The organism is Mycobacterium sp. NPDC051804 (assembly GCF_044452905.1).
Lineage (GTDB): Bacteria > Actinomycetota > Actinomycetes > Mycobacteriales > Mycobacteriaceae > Mycobacterium.
Map to the genome: position 1 here is coordinate 541094 of NZ_JBITCD010000007.1, position 25112 is coordinate 566205.

At 64.8% G+C, this 25112-nt stretch carries 28 protein-coding genes; 13 read left to right on the plus strand and 15 right to left on the minus strand.

Going from position 1 to position 25112, the window contains the following annotated elements; genetic code table 11:
- Positions 1 to 2: 2 nt before the first annotated feature.
- The 4 genes from ACIA48_RS28540 to ACIA48_RS28555 all read right to left on the minus strand — a co-directional run bounded on the left by ACIA48_RS28540 (position 3) and on the right by ACIA48_RS28555 (position 3503).
- Positions 3 to 590 (minus strand): heme-copper oxidase subunit III, encoded by a 588-nt coding sequence (locus ACIA48_RS28540; RefSeq protein WP_396739379.1) that lies wholly within the window; start codon positions 588 to 590, stop codon positions 3 to 5.
- The gene (locus ACIA48_RS28545) at positions 587 to 1426 is read right to left on the minus strand and encodes a hypothetical protein (RefSeq protein WP_396739381.1); all 840 of its coding nucleotides are present in this window, start codon (positions 1424 to 1426) and stop codon (positions 587 to 589) included. The genes ACIA48_RS28540 and ACIA48_RS28545 overlap by 4 nt, the downstream gene beginning before the upstream one ends.
- Positions 1423 to 2130, minus strand: coding sequence for a hypothetical protein (locus ACIA48_RS28550; RefSeq protein WP_396739383.1), 708 nt, complete (start codon positions 2128 to 2130; stop codon positions 1423 to 1425). The genes ACIA48_RS28545 and ACIA48_RS28550 overlap by 4 nt, the downstream gene beginning before the upstream one ends.
- 74 nt (positions 2131 to 2204) lie before the next feature.
- Positions 2205 to 3503 (minus strand): glycosyltransferase, encoded by a 1299-nt coding sequence (locus ACIA48_RS28555; RefSeq protein ID WP_396739385.1) that lies wholly within the window; start codon positions 3501 to 3503, stop codon positions 2205 to 2207.
- Between the two features lie 52 nt (positions 3504 to 3555).
- On the opposite strand from ACIA48_RS28555, the gene ACIA48_RS28560 reads away from it, so the two are divergent.
- The 3 genes from ACIA48_RS28560 to ACIA48_RS28570 are packed head-to-tail and all read left to right on the plus strand — an operon-like array spanning position 3556 to position 5295.
- Complete coding sequence (locus tag ACIA48_RS28560; RefSeq protein ID WP_396739387.1) at positions 3556 to 4227, plus strand: TetR family transcriptional regulator; 672 nt, start codon at positions 3556 to 3558, stop codon at positions 4225 to 4227.
- Between the two features lie 22 nt (positions 4228 to 4249).
- On the plus strand, positions 4250 to 4834 hold the full coding sequence (locus ACIA48_RS28565; RefSeq protein WP_396739389.1) for a TetR/AcrR family transcriptional regulator: 585 nt from the start codon (positions 4250 to 4252) through the stop codon (positions 4832 to 4834).
- Entirely contained in the window at positions 4831 to 5295 is a 465-nt protein-coding gene (locus ACIA48_RS28570) for a nuclear transport factor 2 family protein (RefSeq protein WP_396739390.1), read from the plus strand. Before ACIA48_RS28565 ends, ACIA48_RS28570 begins: the two co-directional genes overlap by 4 nt.
- On the opposite strand, the gene ACIA48_RS28575 is transcribed toward ACIA48_RS28570, so the two are convergent.
- On the minus strand, positions 5292 to 6167 hold the full coding sequence (locus tag ACIA48_RS28575) for an ArgK/MeaB family GTPase (RefSeq protein WP_396739392.1): 876 nt from the start codon (positions 6165 to 6167) through the stop codon (positions 5292 to 5294). The genes ACIA48_RS28570 and ACIA48_RS28575 overlap by 4 nt on opposite strands.
- Positions 6168 to 6251: 84 nt before the next feature.
- Here ACIA48_RS28575 and ACIA48_RS28580 point away from each other — a divergent pair, with 84 nt between their 5' ends.
- Positions 6252 to 6992, plus strand: coding sequence for an SDR family NAD(P)-dependent oxidoreductase (locus tag ACIA48_RS28580; protein ID WP_396739394.1), 741 nt, complete (start codon positions 6252 to 6254; stop codon positions 6990 to 6992).
- A gap of 101 nt (positions 6993 to 7093) precedes the next feature.
- Here ACIA48_RS28580 and ACIA48_RS28585 read toward each other — a convergent pair whose 3' ends face one another.
- From ACIA48_RS28585 to ACIA48_RS28600, 4 genes are read right to left on the minus strand one after another with little or no spacing between them, the layout of a single operon-like run.
- Entirely contained in the window at positions 7094 to 7861 is a 768-nt protein-coding gene (locus ACIA48_RS28585; protein ID WP_396739396.1) for an enoyl-CoA hydratase/isomerase family protein, read from the minus strand.
- A gap of 33 nt (positions 7862 to 7894) precedes the next feature.
- A complete protein-coding gene (locus tag ACIA48_RS28590; protein ID WP_396739398.1) occupies positions 7895 to 8983 on the minus strand; it encodes an acyl-CoA dehydrogenase family protein in 1089 nt (362 codons plus the stop codon).
- Complete coding sequence (locus ACIA48_RS28595) at positions 8970 to 9782, minus strand: acyl-CoA dehydrogenase family protein (RefSeq protein ID WP_396739400.1); 813 nt, start codon at positions 9780 to 9782, stop codon at positions 8970 to 8972. The genes ACIA48_RS28590 and ACIA48_RS28595 overlap by 14 nt, the downstream gene beginning before the upstream one ends.
- A complete protein-coding gene (locus tag ACIA48_RS28600; protein ID WP_396739402.1) occupies positions 9767 to 11164 on the minus strand; it encodes a class I adenylate-forming enzyme family protein in 1398 nt (465 codons plus the stop codon). The genes ACIA48_RS28595 and ACIA48_RS28600 overlap by 16 nt, the downstream gene beginning before the upstream one ends.
- Positions 11165 to 11279: 115 nt before the next feature.
- Between ACIA48_RS28600 and ACIA48_RS28605 the strand changes: the two genes are divergently transcribed.
- Complete coding sequence (locus ACIA48_RS28605; protein ID WP_396739403.1) at positions 11280 to 11588, plus strand: 2Fe-2S iron-sulfur cluster-binding protein; 309 nt, start codon at positions 11280 to 11282, stop codon at positions 11586 to 11588.
- Here the strand turns inward: ACIA48_RS28605 and ACIA48_RS28610 are convergent.
- From ACIA48_RS28610 to ACIA48_RS28625, 4 genes are read right to left on the minus strand one after another with little or no spacing between them, the layout of a single operon-like run.
- Complete coding sequence (locus ACIA48_RS28610; RefSeq protein ID WP_396739404.1) at positions 11576 to 12637, minus strand: CaiB/BaiF CoA transferase family protein; 1062 nt, start codon at positions 12635 to 12637, stop codon at positions 11576 to 11578. The genes ACIA48_RS28605 and ACIA48_RS28610 overlap by 13 nt on opposite strands.
- Positions 12634 to 13590 (minus strand): LLM class F420-dependent oxidoreductase, encoded by a 957-nt coding sequence (locus ACIA48_RS28615; RefSeq protein WP_396739406.1) that lies wholly within the window; start codon positions 13588 to 13590, stop codon positions 12634 to 12636. Before ACIA48_RS28615 ends, ACIA48_RS28610 begins: the two co-directional genes overlap by 4 nt.
- On the minus strand, positions 13587 to 14015 hold the full coding sequence (locus ACIA48_RS28620; RefSeq protein ID WP_396739408.1) for a cobalamin B12-binding domain-containing protein: 429 nt from the start codon (positions 14013 to 14015) through the stop codon (positions 13587 to 13589). The genes ACIA48_RS28615 and ACIA48_RS28620 overlap by 4 nt, the downstream gene beginning before the upstream one ends.
- Positions 14015 to 15592, minus strand: a complete 1578-nt coding sequence (locus tag ACIA48_RS28625) for a methylmalonyl-CoA mutase family protein (RefSeq protein WP_396739410.1) — start codon at positions 15590 to 15592, stop codon at positions 14015 to 14017. Before ACIA48_RS28625 ends, ACIA48_RS28620 begins: the two co-directional genes overlap by 1 nt.
- A gap of 203 nt (positions 15593 to 15795) precedes the next feature.
- Here ACIA48_RS28625 and ACIA48_RS28630 point away from each other — a divergent pair, with 203 nt between their 5' ends.
- The 5 genes from ACIA48_RS28630 to ACIA48_RS28650 all read left to right on the plus strand — a co-directional run bounded on the left by ACIA48_RS28630 (position 15796) and on the right by ACIA48_RS28650 (position 21385).
- Positions 15796 to 16629, plus strand: coding sequence for an SDR family oxidoreductase (locus ACIA48_RS28630; RefSeq protein ID WP_396739412.1), 834 nt, complete (start codon positions 15796 to 15798; stop codon positions 16627 to 16629).
- Positions 16626 to 18116: a class I adenylate-forming enzyme family protein gene (locus tag ACIA48_RS28635; protein WP_396739414.1), complete on the plus strand. Its 1491-nt coding sequence runs from the start codon at positions 16626 to 16628 to the stop codon at positions 18114 to 18116. The genes ACIA48_RS28630 and ACIA48_RS28635 overlap by 4 nt, the downstream gene beginning before the upstream one ends.
- Before the next feature lie 27 nt (positions 18117 to 18143).
- Positions 18144 to 18446 carry a hypothetical protein gene (locus ACIA48_RS28640; protein ID WP_396739416.1) on the plus strand — a complete coding sequence of 101 codons (303 nt, stop codon included), beginning with the start codon at positions 18144 to 18146 and terminating at the stop codon, positions 18444 to 18446.
- 13 nt (positions 18447 to 18459) lie between these two features.
- The gene (locus tag ACIA48_RS28645) at positions 18460 to 19935 is read left to right on the plus strand and encodes an adenylate/guanylate cyclase domain-containing protein (protein WP_396739417.1); all 1476 of its coding nucleotides are present in this window, start codon (positions 18460 to 18462) and stop codon (positions 19933 to 19935) included.
- Positions 19936 to 20059: 124 nt separating this feature from the next.
- A complete protein-coding gene (locus ACIA48_RS28650; RefSeq protein ID WP_396739418.1) occupies positions 20060 to 21385 on the plus strand; it encodes an MFS transporter in 1326 nt (441 codons plus the stop codon).
- A gap of 16 nt (positions 21386 to 21401) precedes the next feature.
- On the opposite strand, the gene ACIA48_RS28655 is transcribed toward ACIA48_RS28650, so the two are convergent.
- Positions 21402 to 22664, minus strand: a complete 1263-nt coding sequence (locus ACIA48_RS28655) for an amidohydrolase family protein (protein ID WP_396739420.1) — start codon at positions 22662 to 22664, stop codon at positions 21402 to 21404.
- A 24-nt stretch (positions 22665 to 22688) separates the two neighbouring features.
- On the opposite strand from ACIA48_RS28655, the gene ACIA48_RS28660 reads away from it, so the two are divergent.
- Positions 22689 to 23528, plus strand: a complete 840-nt coding sequence (locus ACIA48_RS28660; RefSeq protein ID WP_396739422.1) for an AraC family transcriptional regulator — start codon at positions 22689 to 22691, stop codon at positions 23526 to 23528.
- Positions 23529 to 23534: 6 nt separating this feature from the next.
- Here ACIA48_RS28660 and ACIA48_RS28665 read toward each other — a convergent pair whose 3' ends face one another.
- Positions 23535 to 24173, minus strand: a complete 639-nt coding sequence (locus tag ACIA48_RS28665) for a TetR/AcrR family transcriptional regulator (RefSeq protein ID WP_396739424.1) — start codon at positions 24171 to 24173, stop codon at positions 23535 to 23537.
- A gap of 174 nt (positions 24174 to 24347) precedes the next feature.
- On the opposite strand from ACIA48_RS28665, the gene ACIA48_RS28670 reads away from it, so the two are divergent.
- Together ACIA48_RS28670 and ACIA48_RS28675 are read left to right on the plus strand one after the other, a co-directional pair.
- Positions 24348 to 24590, plus strand: coding sequence for a WhiB family transcriptional regulator (locus ACIA48_RS28670; protein WP_396739538.1), 243 nt, complete (start codon positions 24348 to 24350; stop codon positions 24588 to 24590).
- 25 nt (positions 24591 to 24615) lie between these two features.
- Positions 24616 to 25110: an SRPBCC family protein gene (locus ACIA48_RS28675; protein WP_396739425.1), complete on the plus strand. Its 495-nt coding sequence runs from the start codon at positions 24616 to 24618 to the stop codon at positions 25108 to 25110.
- Positions 25111 to 25112 lie beyond the last annotated feature (2 nt).

Below are 25112 nucleotides of genomic sequence, written 5' to 3' on the forward strand. Positions count from 1 at the left end.
GATCACCTCACCACGTACAGCATCGCGAAGATCAGGACCCACAGGAAATCGACTGTGTGCCAGTAGGTTGCTCCTGTCTCTACGAGCTGCTGAGATCGCCGCTCTGGGCTGCGTAACTGGTACACGACCACGCCCAGCACGATGAAACCGATCAACACGTGGATGCAGTGCAGGGATGTCAAGAAGAAATAGTGCTGGAAGAACTCATCGCTGGTGAACGTATTACCCAAGCGGATCTCATGGATCCACTCCAGCACCTTTGAGATGACAAACACCACGCCGAAGCCGACGGTCACGTAGGCGTACCTCAATGCCGCCGGATACACGCCTTCGCGCGCCGCTCGGACGCAACGGGCGATGGCCCACGAACTCGCCAGCAAGACAATGGTGTTGATGACGCCGATCCGAAGATCCAGATCGGCCTGCGACTGCAGGTAGAGCTCCTGGTTCTGAGTCCGGGATACCAAGTAGACCGAGAAATACCCCGTGAACAGGAGCGCTTCGAACAGTACGAACAGCCACATGTCTGGCTGTCCCGGCACAAAACGCGTCGGCGTCTCGTTCAGTTGCGGATCCGCGACGTTGGTCATTGGAGTGCCTTAACAGAACCCGCGGAAGCGGTTTCACCTTTGCCCGGAAGATCCGGTAGCGGTCCCGTGTTGAAGTCTTCGCGCTCGATCATCTTCCGCAACAGCACAATGAAGACCGCTGTGTAGGTGACAAACACCACCATGTTGATCCACCACGCGATAGCACCGTTCCACGCGAATGCTCCGCGTTGGAATATCCATGCCGGCGCAACTACGACTTCGGTCAACGCGTTGCACAGCCCCAGGTATGCGAACCACTTCGGGAATACGTTGTTCTTGTCCAGCAAGATCGCGACCAACCACACCACGGATCCGACGAGGAACACTCCCATGGTTCCGCTGAAGGACAGGAACGCGAAATCGTAGAGCCAGTGGATCAGCTCAGGATCCCGTTCAGGCCGAAGCGCCCCCACCGTCATCGCGATCGCCATCACGAGCATGCCCGGGATTGCGCTGAGCGAATACATGATCAAGTACGAGTACGCAAAGACACGACTCACCGACATTCGTCGCATCGAGTATGCGAGAAGGGCATTCATCGGTGCGCACATGCCGGAGATCAAGAAGACGATGCCGAAGCCGGCAAGCAGGCCGTGGTGACGGTCGTCGAACCACTGCACGATCATCGGCGTGTCCCAGGCCGGGCTTGGCGGGGGCTGGACGCGTGTGACGAGGAAGAACAACACACCGTACAGCTGGTAGAAGACCACCATCACCCACCACGCGAACCACAGTTCGCGTTTGGGATGGTAGCGACAGTTCCAGACCAGACGGCCCAGCCGTGAATCAGTCGGGGCCTCGGGAATCCCCGCCATGACGGTTGTCGAGGTGGTCATGAAGCAACCACAGTTTCGGCTCGCCTGCGTCGGATGGTCTGGCTGAGAACAGCTCCCATCACAACGATCCAAATGGCAATCGCGATGTTTTTCATCCAGAACGACAACACTCCGTCCCACGCGAAGGGGCCGTCGAAAGTCAGCGCCCCGAACGCCGCGGGGGCCAGGGCAACCGCGATGAGCAGATTGAAGTGGGCCACCCACAGCGGGAACACGGGCCTTTCTTGGCGATCCCAGTAGATGGCCAGCGCGAGCAATAGGCATTGCGCGATCAAATAGGGAACCAAGACGGTGAAGGTGACCCACGCGAGGTCGTTGAGCAACTGGGTCAGTTCGGGCGCGCGTTCCGGTCGGAATGATCCGAGCAGCCAGAACATGTTGGCGATGAGGAATAGCGTGGGCGGTCCACCCGCGCAGGCGATCAGGCAGTAGGACATGATCGGCGTCCGGTGTGCCATCCTGCGCACCTGCATCGCCAACAGAATGACGGTGGGGATCAACCCCACACCGAACCAGTTGAACAGAATCATGCTGTAGCGGATCCGCGCGGTCTCATCGCGGTAGAAGCTCGCGACTTCCTCTGCGGTCATGTTCGGCGACATCGGATGCAGGAAGCCGGGAAAAAGTAAGAACGCCGAAACCCAGATGATCACGAGTGCGGGCAATGCCCACAGCATGATCGATTCGCCATCAGTTCGTCTCATCGTCGAGCCCATCCCATGCAATACGTCGGTAGCCGATCGGCAACTCGCACGGTAGCCGATCGGCTACTTGATGGTCAATGCTGGGTGGTCTCACTATCCGATGCAGCGATGAGCCGATCGACGATGCCGGCCAAACCTGCGAAGCCGGTAGCTGCGGCCATGTCCGTCGCGACGCGGCCACTGGCTTGGCGGTAGCGCGGGTCTCTCAGGACGTCGAGGATGGCGCGACGCATCGCTGTCGGCGTTGGGTGTTCGGTTCTGATTCGTCGCCCAACACCCGACCACGCGATTCGGGCACCGACTTCTGGCTTGTCCTCCTTGCCGCCGGTGGCGACGATCGGTACCCCGTAGCGTAGTGCGTACTGGACGCCCCCATAGCCGCCGTTGGTCACGAAAACCGAAGTACGCGGCAGCAATTCGTCGTAAGGAAGGAAGCTTGCGGCACGCGCGTTGGCGGGTAACGCCGGCAACGTGTCGACGGGACGCCCGCCCGTCGCAACGACAACCAGCACATCCTGGTCGACGAGCGCACGCAGAGTCGGTGCAATGGCTTGGTCGTAATCGGTGTTGGCGATCGTGCCTTGGGTGACGTGGACGACGGGACGAGTTCCGTCGAGATCCGACCACCATTCCGGCAGCGGTGCCTGAGAGCTGTTGGCACACAACGGTCCGATGAAGTGAAGGTTGGCCGGTGCGTCGGACAAGCGGTATTCGAACGACTGAACGCAGAACTGCGCGATGGCGTCCGCGTGCCGCCCCCAGTCCATGAACGAGCACGGCATGTCGGTGCCGTGCACCTCTCGGTGGGAATCATCGATGGTGCGAAGCGCCTTTCGCAGCGCTCGCCGAGATGCCGCCGCGAGCATGGTGTTACGCGCACGATTTCCGATCCTGGCCGGCTTGAGCCCCATGCCGTAAGGCGCGGTGTCGCGACTCTCCAGCGGTAGCGGGATGATGCCGCACATGATCACCGGGGGCCGCGTCGGTCGCTGGTGCCCGAGCAGGAACGCCGCGCCCAGCGAAGCGACGTCGGCGATGACGACGTCGGCGGATTGTGATGCCAGCGCCGCCATGATTGTTTCGTACTGCGGCTTGGCCGGTTTGGCGAAGACTTGCTCGATGTCGAAAGCGACGGCCTTGGAGCCTTTCAGTGCGGCGCGTTGGGGAAAGCGCTCGCTCAGCGGTCGCTCGTCGAAGTCGGCGTCGGGATGCACGGGCACGTGGGTCGCACCTGTGGCGGCGACCTTGTCGGCGAAGAGCGCGCCCGTGATGAACCGCACGTCGTCACCGCGCTGAACGAACTGTTCGGCGACAGCCAGCAGTGGCGCCACGTGACCGTGCGCAGGAAAACCGACGATCAGTATCGATGACATTGCTCCCCCGCCGACTCGGCCGACTGGATACTGTGGTGTAGTATTCATTACTGTGGCACGCAAGTCAATATCTGAACGTGGCCCCCGGTCCTATCGATCGACGCTCCGTCAGCAACAAGCCGAGGCGACTCGCGTACGCGTCCTTGCCGCGGCAGCCGAGCTGTTCGCCACCGCCGGGTACGCACGCACAACCCTCGCGAAGATCGCCGCCGCGGCTGGAGTGTCCGCCGAAACAGTTCAGGGCCAGGGCCCGAAGGCTGCGCTGCTGATCGCCGCCATCGAGTACGCCGGGTTCGGTGTGGTCGGCGAAGAGAACGTGTTCAACCTGGAGGTAGGCCGCCACCTGCTGACGATCGAGGATCTAGACGGAGCACTGGACTACGTGGCCCAGACAGCCACCGACATTCACCTGCGGACCGCGCCGCTGGCGCCCGCACTGTTCGGCGGCGCGAATGCCGATGACGAGCTCGAACGGTTCATGGACGACCTGTTCGCGAGCATCAAACTTCAAATGCGCCGTGTGCTCGACGTGTTTCGCGATCGCGGGTGGCTCCGCGCCGATGTTCCGTTCGATGAATTGCTCGAGACGACCGTGGTGGTCTGCAGCGTCGAGACTTATCTGCGGATCACACGTCGCGACGGGCTGAGCGCGGACGCCTACCGCCGATGGTGCCGCCGCATGCTCGCCGAGACCGTTGCCGCAACAGCAATGAACAACAAGTAGCCGATCGGCTACCCTCGTCGCTGTGACCTCCACACAGAACGGCGTCAAGTTCAGCGAGATCACTCGCACCGCCGCACAGACGCGCGTTCTGGACGCGGCGTTGAAGCTGATCGCCGAGCACGGTGTCAGCGGAACGTCGTTGCAGATGATCGCCGACGAGATGGGCGTGACGAAGGCGGCCGTGTACCGCCAGTTCAAGACCAAGGACGAGATCGTCATCGCCATCACGGAGCGAGAGATGAGCAGGCTCGAGGACGTACTGGAGGCCGCCGAAGCCGAGGGACATCCGGTGCGAGCACGCGCGGTGCTGCTCGACCGGATGGTCGAACAGGCCATCGACCGCCGTGACGCGTTCCGCGTTCCCATGTTCGATCCGGTCATCATCCGCCTGCAGGCCGAATACCAACCGTTTCAGCGGTTCATCGAGCGCCTCTACGCGGCGCTCCTGGGCACGGAAGCCGGCGTCGAGGCACGCCTGCACGCGGCGATGCTCTCGAGTGCGATCAGCGTCGCCGTCATGCACCCATTGCTCGCCGACGTCGACGGCGAGACGCTGCGCGTACAGCTGAAGCAGATGACAAGGCGCATGATCGGGATACCCGAATGACGTTGCTCGACAACAACGATGAGCACCGGATCCGTAGCCTCGTCCACCGATACGCGGATGCCGCTTCGCGCCGAGACCCCGTTGGAGTGGCAAGCACTTTTACGCCCGAGAGCACCTGGCACGCCCCCGAGTTAGGCCGGTTCGCCGGGCGCGAGGCAATGCTCGCGTTCTTCACCTCGATGCTCGACGGCTGGAATGCCTTCCTTCAGGCGCTGATGTCAGGAGTGGTTGTCGTCGACGATTCGAATCCCGATCGCGCCGTGGGCCGTTGGTTCGTTCAGGAAACTGGCCAGCGCGCCGAAGGCACCAATCTGATCATCTCCGGCGTCTACCACGACGAGTACGTCCGCGACGCCGGCGAGTGGCTGATCCTTCACCGCCGGTACGACGCGCTGCTGCGAAACACCGACGGGCAGATCACGACGCATCCGTTCCCGACGGACGTCCCCGCAATCGATTAGGACTCGACAGGAGCGACAAACAGCTGCTCGGTCGCGGTGTACGGATCTGATCCGCCATCGGCGACCTGCGCAGCGAGTCGATCCAGCTCGGGATGACTTCGCAGTCGCGTCTGCGCCAGCGACAGGATCTGGGAGCGTGCCCGAGCCATGCGTCGTTCCGGACTGTCAGCGCGATGGTGGACCTCGATGACCTCGACCAATTCGGGGATACCATGCCCCTCTGCCGCAACGAGTTTCAGGATCGGCGCCTTCGTCTCGGCCTTCAGGTCCCGCACGGTCTGATCCGCACCCTCGCGATCCGCCTTGTTGACGACGACGATGTCGGCGACCTCCAGCAGGCCGGCTTTCGCTGCCTGAACGGCGTCGCCAGCGCCAGGGTTCAGGATCACGATCGTCGGATCAGCGATCGCCGCAATCTCGATCTCGGACTGACCGACGCCGACGGTCTCCAACACCACCAAGTCGTACGACAGCGCGGCAAGCAACCTTATTGCGGCCGGAACCGCCGCGGCCAGGCCGCCGAGATGGCCGCGCGTCGCCACCGATCGGATGAGAACGTCGGAGTCGTTGATGTGTGCTGCCATTCGAATGCGGTCGCCCAGCAGTGCTCCCCCGCTGTACGGCGACGACGGATCGACCGCGAGCACCGCGACGCGCATATCCCGTTCGCGGTACGCAGTCACGAGAGCGCCGACCGTCGTCGACTTGCCCGCGCCCGGGGGGCCCGTCACGCCGACGACCCGCGGCGTCGGCACCTCGCCGAGCGAATCGAGGACCTCTGCACGCCGCGAACTTTCGACCATGCTCAGCAGCCGGCCGGCCGCCCGGGTGGATCCGCTGCGCGCCGCTTCGATGAGCTCGTCAATGGTCATCGCGTCCAGCTTATCCCGGTCGCGCCAAATACGAGAATGCTATTCTCTCGATGAGAGAGTGCCAGTTGCAAGAAGGGCAGCCATATGCAACTCACCGGCAAGGTCGCCTTCGTTGCCGGCGCCAGTCGCGGCATCGGCGCGACGGTCGCCGCGGCGTTGGCCTCCGAAGGGGCCGCGGTCGCGGTCGCCGCCCGCTCCGAGGAACAGGGCAAGGTGCCCGGCACCATCCATGATGTCGCGGACCGGATCACAACGGCAGGTGGCCGGGCGTTGCCAGTCCATTGTGACGTCACGAATGAGGAGTCCGTCGAGAATGCCGTGGCAGCAACGGTTTCGGAGTTCGGCGGCATCGACATCCTGGTCGCCAACGCCGGTGTGCTGTGGCTCGGCCCGATCGAATCCACTCCGCTCAAGCGCTGGCAGCTGTGCCTCAACGTCAACCTCACCGGGGTGTTCCTGGTGACCAAAGCCGTCATCCCGCATCTGAAGGCGCGCGGCGGCGGCTCGCTGATAGCGGTCACCACGACCGGCGTCGGCATGGTCGACCACGGCTCCAACGCCTATTGGGTTTCCAAGGCCGCGGTGGAGCGTCTTTATCTGGGATTGGCCTCAGATCTCAAGGCGGACAACATCGCCGTGAACTGTCTGAGTCCGTCGCGGGTCGTGCTCACCGAAGGCTGGCAGGCCGGCGGCGGTGGCGTGGAGATACCGCCCGAGATGGTCGAACCACCGGAGGCGATGGCCGACGCAGCGGTACTGCTGGCTCAGCAGGACGCCGCCGGAGTCACCGGCACGATCCAGCGCTCCGAAGAGCTGACCGTCTAGCGCTCGCGAGCGTGCGCAAAGTGTCGACGAAATACGGCGTTTCGCCCGCAGACACGCACGGTCGCCGGACTCAGTTGTGGTTGCTCACCGAAAGCGATCCGCTACTTGTCCTTTGCGATCAGCCCGTCCACGATCTTGTTGAAGTCGGCGGTGCCGAACGAGACGTATTCGGACAGGTTCGCGTAGTCCAGCGACGCCATCACCGACTTCTCGAGCTGGATGTTCATCAGCCGCTTCGTGCTCTCGAGCGCCTGCTGCGGCAGCTCCATGACCTTCTTCGCGCACGCAATCGCCTCGGCCAGCGGATCTTCGACGACGTGATTGACCATCCCCAACTCGAGCGCCCGCGCGGCCTTGATTCGTATCCCGGTGAAGGCAAACTCCTTGGCCTGCAACAGACTTATCTGTGACGGCCACACCAGCGGCCCGCCGTCCGCGGCCACCAATCCGATCGATACGTGCGGATCGGCAAAGAACGCATTCTCCGCCATGTAGACGATGTCCGAAAGGGCCGCCAAGCTGCAGCCCAGACCGACCGCCGGACCGTTAACCGCGGCGATGACCGGGATGCGGCATCGGATCATGCCGATGACGAGGTCGCGCCCGTGCTTGATCGTCTTCTGGCGCAGGGCTTCGTCGTTGCGCAGCTCATCCAGGTAGTTGAAGTCGCCGCCGGCCGAGAAGGCGCGGCCTGCGCCGGTGATCACCGCCGCCCGCGCGCCGACGTCTTCGTTGAGCTCTTCCCAGATCTTGGCGAGACCCACGTGCAGCGGGTCGTTGACGGCATTGAGCTCGTCAGGCCGGTTCAGCGTGATGATGCGTAGCCCGCCGTCGGCCTTGACGTCGATTTCATCTGGCATTCCGTACATTTCAGTGCCTTCCGTTCTTCGCGCGAGCGCTCATCACACCCCGAGCCCCAATATCCGCGACGAGATGATGTTCTTCTGAATCTGCGAAGTTCCGCCCATCACGCTCTGCGCGCGGCTGTACATGTATGCGCCGAACAGTTCAGGATCGCTCGTGCCGACAGTGGCCAGCGCCGCGTGGCCGACGGACTGCTCGACCCAGGTCATCAGCAGCTTGTCCAGCGACCCCTGCGGCCCGTGTGTCATGCCGTCGAGTTGTTCGGACAACCGTCGGCGCACGTGCAACCGCAGCATTTCCGTCTGCACCCATGCCCACGACAACTCTTCAGGCGTGGTCCCGTCGGTCTTAGATGCCAACTGGCGCACCAGCTTCCCGTACCGCGCGGAGAAGCCGAGCGTCGACGGTTCGCGCTCGTGGCTCACGACGGTCATCGCGAGCTTCCAGCCCTCACCGAGGCTGCCGACGAGGTTCTCGGCGGGAACCCGGGCACCGTCGAAGGACACCTGGCCGAATTCTTTGGTGACGCCGCTGATCATCTTCAGCGGCCGCTGCTCCACCCCGGGCTGGTGCATCGACACGATGAACGCGGAGAGGCCACGATGCTTCGGCACGTCCTTGTCGGTGCGTGCCAGCAGCAGACACCAGTCCGCGACGTCGGAGTAGCTCGTCCAGATCTTGTGGCCGTGGATCACGTACTCGTCACCGTCGCGGGTCGCGGTCGTGGTCAGCGATGCGAGGTCCGAACCGGCACCGGGTTCCGAGAAGCCCTGGCACCACCTTTCAGAGCCGTTGATCATGCCGGGCAGAAAGCGCTGCTGCAGTTCCTTGCTCCCGTGATGACCGAACGCGACGACGAGGTACCCAAGGCTGGGGCGCGCGGGGGCTCCGGCCTTGGCGATCTCCTCGTCGACGATCACGTCGTACACCGGCGGCAGGTCCTGTCCGCCGTACTCCTTCGGCCACGACGTGCCGAAGAAGCCCTGCTCGTACAAAGCCTGGTGCCAGGCACCCTGTGCAGCCCAGTACTCGTCGCCGGATGTCGGGAACTTGCCCTTTTGTTCAGTTAGCCAACCGCGCAACCGGTCCCGGAATGCGGCCTCCTCCGTCGAATCACGGAAATCCAATGGTCAGCTCCTCCAGCTTGACGGGCCACGCTTCGGTGGCGGCCAGCACGCGCCGCAAATAGATGTGGGCGAGGCATTCCCAGGTGTTGCCGATGCCGCCGTGCACCTGAATCGAGGTTTCGCAGACGGTCAGCGCCGCACGCGCACAATAGATCTTGGCCACCCGTGCGGCTTCGATGGCCTCGGCGACCGGAAGCTCATCGACCGCCCACGCGGCGTGGCGCAGCACGCTGATCGACCCCTCGATGAGGGCCAGGCTTTCGGCCAGCAAGTGGCCGACGGCCTGGTACGAGCCGATCGTCGCGCCGTACTGCTCGCGGACCTTGGCGTATTCGCATGCCAACACGTGCGCGCCACGCGCTGCACCGACGAGGTCGGCGCACGTGACGGTGAGCGCGAGTGCGCGCCAGCGGCCCTCATCGTCGTCCGACAGCTCATCGAGCTCAGCGGGTGATTCGACCACGCCGGCAAGGCTTCTCGTCAGGTCGACGGATTCCGATGCGTCGGCCCCCGTCGCTGCCTGCACCCCACGCCCCTGCAGGTCGTCGGCCAGTACCGGCCCGAGGAACGGCACATCGACGAGCCGGCGTGCGAACTCCTCAGCGACGATGGCGACTTCGACACCGGATGCGCCGTCGGACCGAAGGGTACGAAACCCGGTGGCGTCCACCGCCTTCTCCAGGCGGGCGATCCGGGCCTGGTCGTCGAGATCGGCGACCGAACCCGGCCCCAGATCGTCGGCCAGCTTGGCTGCGGCGTCCCGCAGCTGTTGCTGTTCACTTGTCAGACGGACGTCCACAGACGCTCCTTCAACACTCGACGCAACACCTTTCCTGATGGCAGACGTGGTATTTCGTCCACGAACACGACCTGACTGGGCCGTTTGTACGACGCGAGCCGGTCGGTGATGAGGGTGACCAGCTCGTCGGCCTCCACGGAGCCGGCTGCCTTGACCGCGGCGACGATCGCCTCGCCGTTGGCCGCATCGGGGATCCCGAACACGGCGCAATCCTCGACAGCCGGATGGCCATGCAGCACGGCCTCGATCTCGGCTGGCGCGACCTGAAAGCCGCGCACCTTGATCATTTCCTTCGAACGGTCCGTGATTCGCAGCCAACCGTCGGCATCGAGGTAGCCGACGTCGCCCGTCCGATACCAACCGTCCGAAAAGGCCGCGGCGGTAGCGGAATCCGGCAGATAGCCAGCCATCGCGGAGCCCGACCGCACCTGGATCTCACCGAGCTCACCCGGTGCAACCGCGTCGCCGGTGTCCAACGCGACGACGCGCAGGTCCACACCGGGCACGGCGCGACCGACGGTGTCCAGCCGTGCGCCCGTGATGTCATTGCATGAGATCACGGGCAGCTCGCTGGCACCGTATGCGGTCACCCAGCTCACGCCCGTCCTGCGGCTCACGACCTCGGCGACGCTTGCGGTGACGGGTGTGGCACACCACATCACGTAGCGCAGTGAGGACAGATCGTAGCGCTCGAGGTCAGGGTGCGCTGCCAGCGCCAAAGCGATTGGCGCCACGGCCATTTCGACAGTGATTCGGTCGGACTCGATGTGCCGCAGCATTGTCTCGATGTCGAACCGCCCGTGTAACCGGATCCAGGTGCCGGTCTCGAGTGCCATCACGATGTTGAGCAGCCCGAGGATGTGCGACGGCGGTGTCATGATCTGCATGCGATCCGCCGAGGACAAGCCCAGCGCAGCACGCCAGTGCTGCACGGCGACCGCGAACGAGGCGTGCGTGTGGCGCACCGCCTTGGGCATCCCGGTGGTGCCGGAGCTGAAGACGAACAACGCGTCGCTCTCCGGGGCAGGGGCACCGAAGGGACGCTTACCCGGCGTGATCGCCTCGTCCAGCGACAGCATCGACATGGCCTCGGCGAGCACCGGGTGGTCTCCCACGGCATGCGTGGGTTTGGTCAGCGTGAGCGCGTGATCGACCTCCGTGCGCTTCCATGCCGGACTGAGCAGGACCGCGGAGGCACCGAGCAGCCAGATGGCCCGTAGTGCGACGACGAACTCGGGTCGGTTGGAGGACATGATCGCAACGCGCCCACCCGCTCGCACGCCGCGATGCTCGAGGGTGGTGGCCATGCCGCAGGCAAGCGCGTCGAGTTCGGGCAGCGTGTATTCACGCTCCCCGAAAGCGAGCGCGATCGCCTCACCCACAGCCTGTCCTCACTCGCCGCCACGGCACGATGGGAATTAAGAACCGAGAATAGCGTATCATTAAAAGAGAATGATATTCTCTAAATCTTAGAATCGATGTGCCAGGAGAGGCTTGATGACGGCAGAACCGGTGCCGAGCTCCCCCGACGACGGGCAAGTGACGATCGTGCTCGATCGAAAGACGGTCTGCGTCCGGCGGGTGGCCAACGAGACTCTCCTCGAGAGTGCCCGGCGCGCCGGACTCTCGCCGCCCTTCTCCTGTGAAGCGGGTAACTGCGGCACCTGTATGGGGAAAGTCGTCGAGGGCAAGGCGACGATGCGGGTGAACGACGCACTCGAAGATGACGAAGTCGACGACGGATACATACTTACCTGCCAAGCCATTCCGGACACCGATTCGATCAGCTTCACCTACGACGACTGAGTTGACGGCGTCTCGGCGTGCTCGTCGAGACGCGGGGGTGGCCGGTACTCGGGATCGTATCCGTCGATGTGGATCGGGCTCCGGACCAGTTTGAAATCCCCTGCGGCGACCACGACTTCGGGGGTCGCCTCCAGCGCCTCGGGCAGCGTGCGCACCGCCGCGGCCGGGATGCCCAGCGGACGAAGCCTGGCTTCCCACCCGAGTGCGGTGTCCGTGGCAAGTCGGGCGGCGGTCACGGCGAGCACCTCCTCTCGGTTCGCCGCCCGCTCGGCCATCGTGGTGAAGCCCTCGATGCCCGCCTCGGTGGCGAACGACTTCCAGAAGGCGTCATGCGTGATGAACAGCGCCAGATACCCGTCGGCCGTCTCAAACAGCTGTGCGGGAACGTAATACGAATGCGCCCCATAGGGATACCGTTGCGGCTCGGCGCCGTCGTTCAGGAACGCCGAGGCGCGGTAGTTCAGCTGCGACAGCATCACGTCGCGCAGCGAGACGTCGACCTGTCCCCCACGTCCCGAGACGACCTGAGCCAGCAGACCCAGCGCCGCGGCGAGTCCGGTGGAGTTGTCAACCGACGAATAGCCCGGCAGGGTCGGCGGATCATCGGGATGGCCCGTCATCGCGGCCACCCCCGTCGCCGCCTGAATGACGTAGTCGAACGCCGGGTCGTCACCGCCGTTCAGGCCGAACCCCGTGAGCGCGACGCAGACGATGCGCTCGTTGAACTGTCGCAGCGCATCGTAGGTGAGACCCAGTCTCTTGATCGCCGACGGCTTCATATTGACCAGCAGCGCATGCGAATTCGCGACGAGCTCACCGAGGCGCGCACGCCCTTCGTCGGACCGCAGATCCAGGCACACACTCTGCTTGTTCCGGTTCAGGCTCGCGAAATAGCTGTCGCTGACCTGACGGGAGATCTCGCCACTAGGCGGCTCTATCTTGATCACCTCGGCGCCGAGATCAGCCAGCAGCATCGTCGCGTACGGGCCGGCCAGCATCACGCCGACCTCGAGTATCCGGATGCCGGCCAGCGGTCCGGCTTCGCTCATCGCACGGCCTTGGCGAGCTCCGCGATCACCTCGCGCGTGCGGTACTTGGAAGCGATCAGCTCGTCGCGGTTGTCGCCGATCGGCAGCAGGCGAACCGACAGATCTGTAACTCCGGCATCGGCAAATGCCTTGAACCGCGCCAGAATCGACTCTTCATCACCGGCCGCCGTCAGATCGCCCACGTCGCGCGCGTCGCCGCGATCGAGCAGCCGCTGATAGTTCGGCGACGTCTCCGCCTCGGCCAGAATCCGGTTGGCGCGTTCCTTCGCGGCGTCGATCTCGGAGTTGGCGCACAGACATACCGGAATACCCGCGACGATGCGCGGCGCGGGCCTGCCCGCCTCCGCGGCGGACTTGTTGATCTTGGGTGCGATGTGGTCGCCGATCGCCTTCTCGTCGGCCATCCACAACACGGTGCCGTCAGCGCGTTCCCCCGCGATCTGCAGCATCACCGGACCCAGCGCGGCGACGAGGACAGGCAGCGGCGTCTCGGAAGCAAGCACGGTCGGGTTGTGCACGGTGAAGTTCTCGTTCTCGACGTCGACGTCACCGGGACCCGCGAGCGCGGCGTTGAGCACCTCGAGATAATCGCGGGTATATGCGGCGGGCTTCTCGTACGGGATGCCGAGCATGTCGCGCACGATCCAGTGGTGCGACGGACCAACCCCGAGCGCTAGCCGACCGCCTGCCATGGCGTGTACGGACTGCGCCTGGCGCGCCAACGCGATCGGATGCTGCGCCTGCAAGGGCACCACGGCGGTGCCGAGTTCAATGCGCGACGTGTGAGCCGCCATCAACGCCACCATGGTCAGGCAGTCGAAGTCATTGGGCACCTGCGGCATCCACGCGGTGTCCATGCCCGCGGACTCGGCCCACTGGATGTCCTCGACGAGCTTCTTGACCTTGCGCGCCATATCCCCGCGCTCGGCCCCGATCATCACGCCTAATCTCACGGCTGCCCCGCCTTCTCCGTCAGCGCCCGGACGTCGCGCACCAGCGTGTCCAGCGATGTGCCGGTGGGAAACACTGCTGCAGCGCCGGCGTCGAGCAACTTCTGTACGTCGGATTCGGGGATCGTGCCACCCACCACCACGGCGATGTCCCCGGCTTCGGCGGCACGCAGTGCGTCGACAGTGCGCGTGGTCAGCGCGACGTGCGCACCCGATAGAATCGAAAGCCCCACCAGGGCAACGTCTTCCTGCAGTGCAATGGACACGATGTCCTCGATGCGCTGACGGATCCCGGTGTAGATGACCTCGAAACCGGCGTCGCGCAGTGTGCGCGCCACGATCTTGGCGCCGCGGTCATGACCGTCAAGACCCGGCTTTGCGACGAGCACGCGAGCCGGGTTGGTCTGTGCGGCAGCGGATTCAGCCACTAGAACACCACCGGCTGCTGGAATTCGCCCCACACCGATTTGAGAGTCGACACCATCTCCCCCACTGTGCAATAGACATTCGCGCAGTCGATCAGCCGGTGCATCAGGTTGTCGTCACCCTCCGCACCGCGCGCCAAGGCGGCCAGCGCTTCCTTCACCGCGACGTCGTCGCGGTCGGCCTTGACCTTCGCCAGGCGCTTGAGCTGCTTGTCGCGGCCGTCGGCGTCGAGTTCGTATGTGGCGATCTCCGGCGGCGGCTCATCGACGACGAACTTGTTGACCCCGACCACCGGACGCTCGCCCGATTCGACTTCCTGATGAATCTTGTAGGCCTCGTCGGCGATCAGACCCTGCAGGTAGCCGTCCTCGATGGCCCGCACCATGCCGCCGTGCATTTCGAGGTCGTGCATGATCTCGATGATCTTCTCCTCGGTGGCGTCGGTCAGCGCCTCCACGAAGTAGGACCCGCCCAGCGGGTCGGCGACCTTCGCGACCCCGGTCTCGTACGCCAGGATCTGCTGGGTGCGCAGCGCCAGCGTCGCGGATTCCTCACTGGGCAACGCGAACGGCTCGTCCCACGCGGCGGTGAACATCGACTGCACGCCGCCGAGCACCGCAGCCATCGCCTCATAAGCCACCCGGACAAGGTTGTTCTGCGCCTGCGGCGCGTACAGCGAGGCCCCGCCGGCGACACAACCGAACCGGAACATCGACGCTTTGTCGCTGCTGGCGCCGTAGCGCTCGCGCACGATCGTCGCCCAGCGTCGGCGTCCCGCGCGGTACTTCGCGATCTCCTCGAAGAAGTCGCCGTGGGTGTAGAAGAAGAAGGAGATCTGCGGGGCGAACTTGTCGATGGTCATTCGGCCGCGCTCGACGACGGTGTCGCAGTACGTGACCCCGTCAGCGAGGGTGAACGCCATCTCCTGCACCGCGTTGGCTCCGGCATCGCGGAAGTGCGCACCCGCGACCGAGATCGCATTGAACCGCGGGACCTCGGCCGCGCAGAACTCGATGGTGTCGGCGATGAGGCGCAGCGACGGCTCCGGCGGCCAGATCCAGGTGCCCCGCGACGCGTACTCCTTGAGGATGTCGTTCTGGATGGTGCCGGTGAGCTTTTCGCGAGGCACACCCTTCTTCTCCGCGGCGGCCACATAGAACGCCAGCAGGATCGCGGCGGTGCCGTTGATCGTGAAGCTGGTGCTGATCTTGTCCAGCGGGATGCCGTCGAACAGGATCTCCGCATCGGCCAGCGTGTCCACGGCGACACCGACCCGGCCGACCTCCTCGCCGTACTCCTCATCGTCGGAGTCGTAGCCACACTGCGTGGGCAGGTCCAATGCCACCGACAGCCCGGTGCCGCCCTGGTCCAGCAGGTAGCGGTACCGGCGATTGGATTCCTCGGCCGTGCCGAAGCCCGAATACTGGCGGAACGTCCACAGCTTTCCGCGGTACCCGCTCGCGAAGTTGCCCCGCGTGAACGGATACGTACCGGGTGCCGGCGGCTCACCGCTTCGATCGGCCGGTCCGTAGATGGGCTCGAGCGGGATGCCGGAGGGGGTCTGTACAGGCTCGGTCATCACTCGATAACGTACTTGCAAAAAATGAGAATGCCAATACCGCACACTGGAAACATGCAGTGAGAGGGACCCGATGCAGTGCTTAGAACCTGACTGAAGGCCCAGTAAACAGCGATTATGGCACTTGCCTAGAATGAGAACGCCACTACCGGTCCGTTAGAATGCAGGTAGAATCCGAGGCACCGCGCATCCTTAGGAGATCCATGACGAGCCCGTCACCGTTCACCGACCGCACGCTCGTGGTGTCAGGCGGTTCCCGCGGCATCGGGCTCGCGATCGCGCTGGGCGCGGCGAAGCTGGGCGCCAACTGCGTCCTGCTGGCGAAAACGTCCGAACCACATCCCAAGCTGCCGGGCACCGTCCACACCGCGGTGGCCGACGTAGAGGCCGCGGGCGGAAAGGGCATCGCAGTCGTCGGCGACGTCCGCAAAGAAGAGGACGTGCAGCGCGCGGTGGATGCAGCGGTCGAACACTTCGGTGGTATCGACATCGTCATCAACAACGCCAGCGCCATCGCGACCGAGCCGACCGAGGACCTGGCCGCCAAGAAGTTCGACCTGATGATGGACATCAACGTCCGGGGTACGTTCCTGCTCACCAAGGCAGCTCTGCCACACCTGCGCAAGTCGCCAAACGCGCATGTCATCACCCTGGCGCCGCCGATGAACATGAACCCGTACTGGCTGGGCGCGCACCCGTCCTACACCCTGTCCAAGTACGGGATGACGCTGTTGTCGCTGGGCTGGGCGGCCGAGTATGCCGAAGCGGGCATCGGGTTCAGCTGCCTGTGGCCCGAGACGTACATCGCCACCGCCGCGGTCGCCAACGCGCCCGGCTTCCAGGAGATGCTGGCCAGGTCGCGTGACCCGCGGATCATGGCCGACGCGGCGGTCGCGATCCTGTCCCGCCCGGCTGCCGACGTCAACGGGCAGTGCTTCATCGATGTCGACGCGCTGACATCGGCCGGCGTGACCGACTTGTCCGGCTATGGCGGTGGGGACGACCCCATCCTTGATATCTTCGTCGACAAATCATGAGCATCTCGTTGCTGCTGGAGATGGCAGCGTCAACCAACCCGGACCGCACCGCGCTGGTGTCCGGTGAGATGCGGCTTACGACAGCTGAACTGAGCGAGCTGGCCGATGGCGGTGCCGGTGTCATCGCGGCCGCCGGCACCTCGCACGTGGCCTACGTCGGCCTCGGTGGCGCCATGCTCCCCCTGCTGCTCTTCTCGTCGGCGCGTGCCGGAGCGACATTCACCCCGCTGAACTATCGGCTGAGCGCCGATGGCCTGCGCGAGCTGATCGACCGTCTGCCACAGCCGCTCGTCGTCGCCGACGCGGAGTACCTCGACGTCGTCGCCGGTGCGGGCAAGCAGGTCATCGGGTCCGAAGAGTTCATCGCGGCCGCCCGCACCGCGGAACCGGCCGCCGAATTCCCCGACCCCGAAGATGTCGGCGTGGTGCTGTTCACCTCGGGTACGACGTCGCGGCCGAAAGCGGTCGAACTCACGCACAACAACCTGACGAGCTACATCACCGGCACAGTCGAGTTCGACGGCGCCCAACCCGACGATGCGGCGTTGATCTGTGTGCCGCCGTACCACATTGCGGGGGTCAGCGCGGCGCTGTCGAATCTCTATGCCGGCCGGAAGATGGTGTATCTGCCGCAGTTCGACGCGTCCGAATGGGTGCGCCTGGTGCGTGACGAGGGAGTCACGTCGGCGACGGTCGTGCCGACGATGCTCGACCGCATCGTCTCGGCGCTCGAATCGGAACCCGTCGCGCTGCCCAGCTTGCGCAACCTGGCCTACGGCGGTTCGAAAGTCGCACTTCCGTTGGTGCGCAAGGCACTTGCATTGTTGCCCGAGGTCGGTTTCGTCAACGCCTACGGACTCACCGAGACCAGTTCGACGATCGCGGTGCTCACTCCCGACGATCATCGTGACGCCATGGCCTCGACCGATGTGACGGTCACCCGACGGCTCGGGTCGGTAGGTCAACCGGTGCCCGGCGTGGAGCTACAGATCCGCGATGAAAGCGGCCAGGTCGTCGGCCCCGGCGAAACCGGTGAGCTGTTCGTCCGGGGCGACCAGGTGTCGGGCCGGTATGCCGAGATCGGTTCCGTGCTCGACGCCGAAGGCTTCTTTCCCACCAAGGATGTCGCCTGGCTCGACGAGGACGGCTATCTCTTCATCGGCGGACGGTCGGATGACACGATCATCCGCGGCGGCGAGAACATCGCGCCCGCCGAAATCGAAGACGTCCTCGTAGAACACCCGCTGGTACATGACTGCGCGGTCGTGGGGCCCGAGGATCCGCAATGGGGTCAGATCATCGTCGCGGTGGTGGTTCCCTCAGCAGGTGCGAATCCCGATCCCGACGAGCTGCGCGAGCACGTTCGATCGCAACTTCGGGGATCGCGTACTCCCGACCGAGTCGTTTTTCGGGACGAACTGCCGACCAATGCGACCGGCAAGGTGTTGCGCCGCGAGCTGATCCAAGAACTGACAGCCTCGAATTAGCAGCCTCGAATTGGCAAGGAGCCGAACATGATCAAGAACGGCACGCGAATGCAGAGCCAGGTCTGCGATACCCAGGTGATCGTCGTGCGCAGCGCCGACAGCCTCGACGATCTGCGCGCGGGCGGGGTACCGATGGTGCCCCTCGATGCCGAGAAGTCCGCGGACGCCGCCATCGATCCGGCATTCTCCGAGGGCAACGCGATGGGTAAGCGCTATGTCGACGAGTCCGGCGCCGAGGTGCTCGTGACCAAGGCTGGGGCAGGCACCCTGTCGGTCGGCGACACGGCGTTGTCACTCAAGGAAGCCAAGCCGCTGCCCGCGAGCGACTGATACCTTCGGCCATGTGAAGCCCCGCAGGCTGCTGATCCGGTATGCAGCGGGGCTGACGTTCGCGTATCTCCTGACGACCGCCGAGGTCAGCGCTCTCGTCATCTCATTGACCGGCCGTGGCCGGGCTACACCCGCGATCATCATCGCCGCGGTCGCGGTGATCGTGGCCGGTACGGCAGTCGTGGCGATCGGGGCCGTTCGCATCGTCGCGCCGGCCCTGAAATGGCTCGGCATTCGCGAACCCACTGACGACGAACGCCGGCTGGCGTTGAAGACGCTGCGCCGGCAGTCGGCGATCACCGCGGCACCATGGATCGTCGGGGCGGCGGTCATGATTCCGCTCAACCTCGGCGCCCCAGCGGAACTACAGGTGGTGGTCGCGTCAGCCATCATCTTCGGCACGATCGCGACCGTCTGCACCGGATTTCTGTTCACCCTCCGCACGCTGCGCCCGTTGCTAGCTGGTGTCACACGGGATTTCAGCGAGATCACACCGACCACCGCCCCGGGTGTGCGCGCCAGGCTGCTGATCATGTGGGCGGTCACCACCGCGCTACCCGGCATCGCGATCGCCAGCCTGCTGGTGATGAGATCCAACGGATGGATCATCTCGAAGAACACCCCCGTCGAACTAGCCCTCCTCGTGCTCGCGCTCGTCGCCGTGGTGCTCGGGTTGCGGGCCATGATCCTGGTGTCCATCTCGATCTCAGATCCGCTTCGCCAGGTCGTCGACGCCATGGCCGAGGTTGCGCAGGGCAAGCTCGACAGGACACTGGACGTCTACGAGTGGTCTGAAATAGGGCGGTTGCAAAGTGGATTCAACCGGATGGTCGCCGGTTTACGGGAACGCGAACAATTACGCGATCTATTCGGCAGGCACGTCGGTGAAGAGGTGGTACGCCGCGCGATCGACGCCAACGAATCGCTGTCGGGCGACGAACGCAATGCCGCCATTCTGTTCATTGACCTAGTCGGGTCGACGCAACTCGCGGCAACTCACGAACCACACGAGGTCGCGACGGTGCTCAACGAGTTCTTCCGGATGGTCGTCGCTCATGTCGACGAGCACCATGGACTGGTCAACAAGTTTCAGGGCGACGCAGTGCTCGCGGTGTTCGGCGCCCCGTTGCGCACCGACGATCCCGCCTCCGCCGCACTCGCCACCGCCCGCTCACTGGGTGCCGAACTACGCAGACTCCCGGTCGATTTCGGCATCGGTGTCAGTGCTGGATCGGTGTTCGCCGGCAATATCGGCGCCGAAAACCGTTACGAGTACACGGTCGTCGGCGACGCCGTAAACGAGGCCGCGCGGCTCGCCGATCTCGCGAAGGACTTCGACGAACGGGTGTTGTGCTCGGGCGCCGCGATCGAGCAGGCCGCCGACGCCGAGCGCTCACACTGGGCCGCGCACGGCTCTGAAGTCCTGCGCGGCCGTGCCGTTGCAACGGACATCTCCGCACCTGTTCAGCAGGCTCGGCCCGCGGGTTAGGTCCCCGACCATGATGAGGCGGGAGACCGTCGCTGCGCCGTTGCGGCAAAAAGTGGGCACATAGCGCACACGGATCGGTCGCCAAACGTCCTATACGGGACGCCGTCGGCGCAGACTCGACGGCATGTCGACGACGCCGCAGCCAATAGTGAAGGCCCGGGCCACCTCTCCGTTGCGCGTCGCGATGGCGAGCTTCATCGGTACGACGGTGGAGTTCTACGACTTCCTCATTTACGGCACCGCCGCCGCGCTGGTCTTTCCGAAACTGTTCTTTCCCAACGTGTCACCCGCGTCGGGACTGCTGTTGTCGTTCGCGACGTTCGGGGTCGGCTTCGTCGCGAGGCCGCTGGGCGGAATCGTGTTCGGCCACTTCGGCGACCGCGTGGGCCGCAAACGCATGCTCGTCTACTCCCTGCTCATCATGGGCGGCGCGACCGTGCTCATGGGCCTGCTACCCACTTACGCCCATATCGGTCTGGCCGCGCCGATCCTGTTGACGCTGTTGCGTCTTGCGCAGGGCTTCGCCGTCGGCGGTGAATGGGGCGGGGCCACGCTGATGGCCGTCGAGCACGCGTCCGCGGAACGCAAGGGCTTGTACGGGGCGTTCCCGCAGATGGGTGCTCCCGCCGGCACCGCGACGGCGACGCTGGCCTTCTACGCGGTATCCCTGCTGCCCGACGAGCAGTTCATGGCGTGGGGATGGCGCATCCCGTTTCTCGCGAGTGCCGTGCTGATCGCCATCGGCTTGGTGATCCGGCTGTCGATCGCCGAGAGCCCAGACTTCGATGCGCTCCGTGAACGCGCAGCGGTCGCGCGGGTGCCTGTTGCGGCCGCGTTCCGCAAGCACTGGAAGCAGATCCTGCTCGTCGCAGGCGCGTACCTGTCGCAGGGAGTCTTCGCGTACATCTGCGTGGCGTATCTCGTGTCGTACGGCACGACTGTCGCCGGAATCGACCGTGCCCAGGCACTTTTGGGGGTCTTCATCGCCGCCGTGGTAGCGGTCGTGACGTATCCGGTGTTCGGCGCGCTGTCGGACACCTACGGCCGCAAGCCCGTTTTTCTGGCCGGCGTCGTGCTGATGGGCCTTTCGGTGGCGCCCGCCTTCGCGTTGATCAACACCGGCAACCCGACGCTGTTCCTGGCGGCGCTGCTGCTGGTGTTCGGGTTCGCCATGGCGCCCGCTGCCGGGGTCACCGGATCCCTGTTCAGCCTGGCGTTCGACGCCGATGTCCGCTACAGCGGCGTATCGATCGGCTACACCCTGTCGCAGGTTCTCGGCTCGGCGTTCGCGCCGACGATCGCGACCGCCTTGTACGCGGCGACGAAGACGAGCAACTCGATTGTCGCGTATCTGGTTGCGGTGTCGGTGATCTCCGCGGTATCCGCGTGCTTCCTGCCGGGTAGCTGGCGGGCTAAGCCTTCGCCGGCCGAGCCGGCAATCAGGCCCTAGCCGGCCGAGCCGGCAATCAGGTCTTAGCGAGCTGCTTTTCGGCGTAGAGCCGTGCCCACTCCTTGCGGGGCCGGATCGAGACGTCGACGTCGGTTGCCTTGGCGCGCAACGCCCCGACACTGGCCTGCTCCCGCGGCGTGCGCGCGAACGGGTCCCAGCTGAAGAAGTTGCACGCGTTCTGCCACGTGATCTTGTTGATGTCGGTGTCGTCGGCGCCCGCGGCGTTCAGCTCAGCGAGCACCTGCTCCGGCGCGTCGGGCCAGAAGCAGTCGGAGTGCGGGTAGTCGCATTCCCAGGCGATGTTGTCGATGCCGATTTCGTGGCGCAGCTTCAGTGACGTCTTGTCGGTGACGTAGCAGGCCAGCGAGTGCTCACGGAAGACATCGCTGGGCAGCTTGTCGCCGAAGTCGCGTCGCAGCCACTTCTGGTTGGTGTAGTGCCGGTCGCTGCGGTCGAGATAGAAAGGTATCCAACCGATTCCACCTTCGGAGAACGCGAACTTGAGGTCCGGGTAGTTGCGCATCGCGGGGCCCCACAGCAGATCCTGCGCGCACATGGCCGATACCTGGGTGGCCAGGATGATCAGGTTGTCGATCGGGGCGTTCGGCGCCATGCTGATCGCGCCGAAGCCGGTGCCGATGTGCAGGCACATCACCACGTTCTCCTCGGACAGCGTGGTGAACACCGGGCCCCAGTACTCGTCGTCGTGGTAACTCGGAAGGCCTTCCAGGTGCGGCAGTTCCGGCATGGTGACCGCCCGGCAGCCCTTGGCGGCGACACGGCGAATCTCGGCGCACATTCCCTCGGGATTCCATGTCGGAAGTACGGCGATCGGGATGAAGCGGTCCGGATAGCTGCCTGCCCACTCGTCGATGTGCCAGTCGTTGTACGCCGACACCATCACGAGAGTGACATCTTCGCGGGTCATGTTGAGGTGCCGCGCGGAGAAGCCGGTGAAGGTCGGGAAGTTCATCGACGCGAGGATGCCGTTGCGGTTCATGTCCCGGACGCGCTCATGGACGTCGTACACGCCGGGCCGCATCTCGGCGAAACCGGCGGGGTCGCGTCCCCACTCCTCGGCCGGCCAGGACACCACCGCGTTGAGACCGCTGACGCCCTGCGGCCTGCCCTGGTACATCCACTGATCGACGCCCTTTTCGTCGGTGACGACGATGGGCGCCTCGTCCTTGTACTTGGCGGGGACGTGGTTGAGGAACATGTCCGGCGGTTCCACCACGTGGTCGTCGATGCTCACCAGGATCAGGTCGTCAGTCTGCATATCTAACTAGTACCGTCTAGCGGTATGACCGTCTCTGCGCTATCGGACAGAGATTTGGCCGAAACGGCCAAAGTGCCCCGGCGAGTCATCGAACTCCGTCGCGGCGGCCGCGCGCTTGGCGGCAGCTATCTGTACGAGGGCGACGGGCTGATCACTGGATGGCACAGCCATGAGGTGCACCAGATCGAGTACGCGCTGCACGGCGTCGTCGAGGTCGAGACCGATTCGGCGCACTACCTGCTTCCGCCTCAGCAGGCGGCGTGGATTCCCGCCGGGCTCGAGCATCAGGCGGTCATGAATCCGGACGTGAAGACGGTCGCGGTGATGTTCGACCCTGCGCTTGTCGCCGCCCCGGGCGATCGGGCCCGCATCCTCGCGGTGTCGCCGTTGATTCGCGAGATGATGATCTACGCACTGCGATGGCAGATCGATCGCGCCGACGGCGACGCCCAATCAGACGGCTTTTTCCGCACGCTCGCCAACCTGGTGGCCGAGGCGCTGGATCATGAGGCGCCGCTGAGCCTGCCGACGACCGAACATCCGATCGTCGCCGCGGCCACGACGTACACGAAGGCACACCTCGATTCGGTGAGCGCCGACGAGGTGAGCCGCGCGGTGGCGGTGTCCGAGCGCACGCTGCGGCGACTGTTCCAGGACACGCTCGGATTGTCGTGGCGGACGTATCTCTTGCACGCGCGGATGCTGCGCGCGATGGCGCTGCTGGCCGCGCCGGGTCAGTCGGTTCAGGAGACGGCATCGGCCGTCGGCTTCGACAGCCTCAGCTCGTTCACGCGCGCGTTCGCACAGTTCTGCGGGGAGACGCCCAGTACCTACCGTAAAAGGGTTGCGGGCGAACAGGTCTGAGCGGGTCTACGCGTCGTCGCGAGGGTGCGGGAATAGGCCCTCGCGCAGCAGTGCGTTCACGGACTTCTGCCACCTGTCGACCTGCTCGGGGGTCCTGAAGGCGCCCGGGATCTGTCGCTCGATGTGGCCCCGCACGATGAGGGTGCCCAGCGCAAGGACGAGTGAGTTCAGCGCAGCCCAGGTGACGTCGATGTCATCGCGGGCTTCGCCGCTCTCCTTTCGCGCGGTCCACCGCGCCATACCGAATGCGGAGAGCGTGTCCCAGATCGTGATACCCAACTGGCTGCCGTCGATGAGCGCGCGACCGAAGTAGTCGACGACGTCGGGATGCTCGAGCAAAAGTGTGGTGACCCGGCTGCCCATGTCCGCGATCGAGTCTTTTGCGTGCGGCACGGAGACGGGCTGAGCCACCACAGCGATCACGATGCCCAGCACGTAATCATCGACAGCCTTGATGAGACCGGCTTTCGTTTCGAAGTGATGCTGCACCAATCCAAGGGAAACGCCGGCGTCCGCGGCGACCGAGCGGAGCGACGTTCCCGAGGCGCCCTTGGTCGCGAAACTCTTCAGCGCCGCCTGGCGGATTCGCTCGAGTTTCTTGAGTTCGTCGCCACCAATGTGGTGGCGCTCGGTTACCGCTGTCACAGGTTCTAGATTAGACAATACGAACGTATGGTGTCTACCATACATTTGTATTGCTGAGCTGATGAGGAAAGCGGGAGGGACAGCGCAGTGCACGACCAGACACGATCGAGCGCGGTGACACATCTGCGCGCGGTGGATGCGCCCGAGGTTCCGATCTTTTTCGACGACTCAGCGATGGGGGCATGCACACGTGACCCGGAGCGGTGGACGACGATCGCCGACGAAGGCGCGAAGGCGCTGTGCCGCGCCTGCCCCTTGCGGTGGCGTTGCGCCCAGGAAGCCTGTTTGACGCCGGGCGCCGAGGGCGTATGGGCCGGCATTCTGATCCCCGAGGCCGGCCGCGCCCGCCGGTTCGCGCTCAAGCAGCTGCGGTCGCTGGCAGAGCAGAACGGATACCCGGTACGAAAGACGGGTTAGCGCGGCGAGTGCGAGGATGACAGCCATGACCCGCTGGCACGCGCTCGAACCCGCCGACGCCGCTTTTCTCACCTCGGCGCCGCACATCTTCCGCTATCAGAAGCGGTTCGCCGCATCACCTGAAAAGGTCTGGGAGTCACTCGTTTCCGACGAGTCGCTGGCCGCATGGGGCCCGATGATCAAGGACGTCACGTGGACGTCGCCACGTCCGTTCGGGGTGGGCACGACCCGCGACGTCACGGCGCCCGGCGGGTCGGTCATGCGGGAGCGCTTCTTCCATTGGGAGGAGGGACGCCGCAAGTCGTTCTACGTCTACGAATCCGCGATGCCGGTGTTCAAGCGCTTCGCGGAGGACTACCTCGTCGAACCGGCGGGCAGCGAATCATTGTTCACCTGGACGCTGGCGATAGAAGCCAAGCCGAAGTTCTCGCTGCCGGTCGGGGTGCTGGCACCGGTATTGAAGGCTGGCTTCGGGCGGATTCCGGCCGGTGGGCAGAAGTACTTCGCCAAGCACGGCTGAGT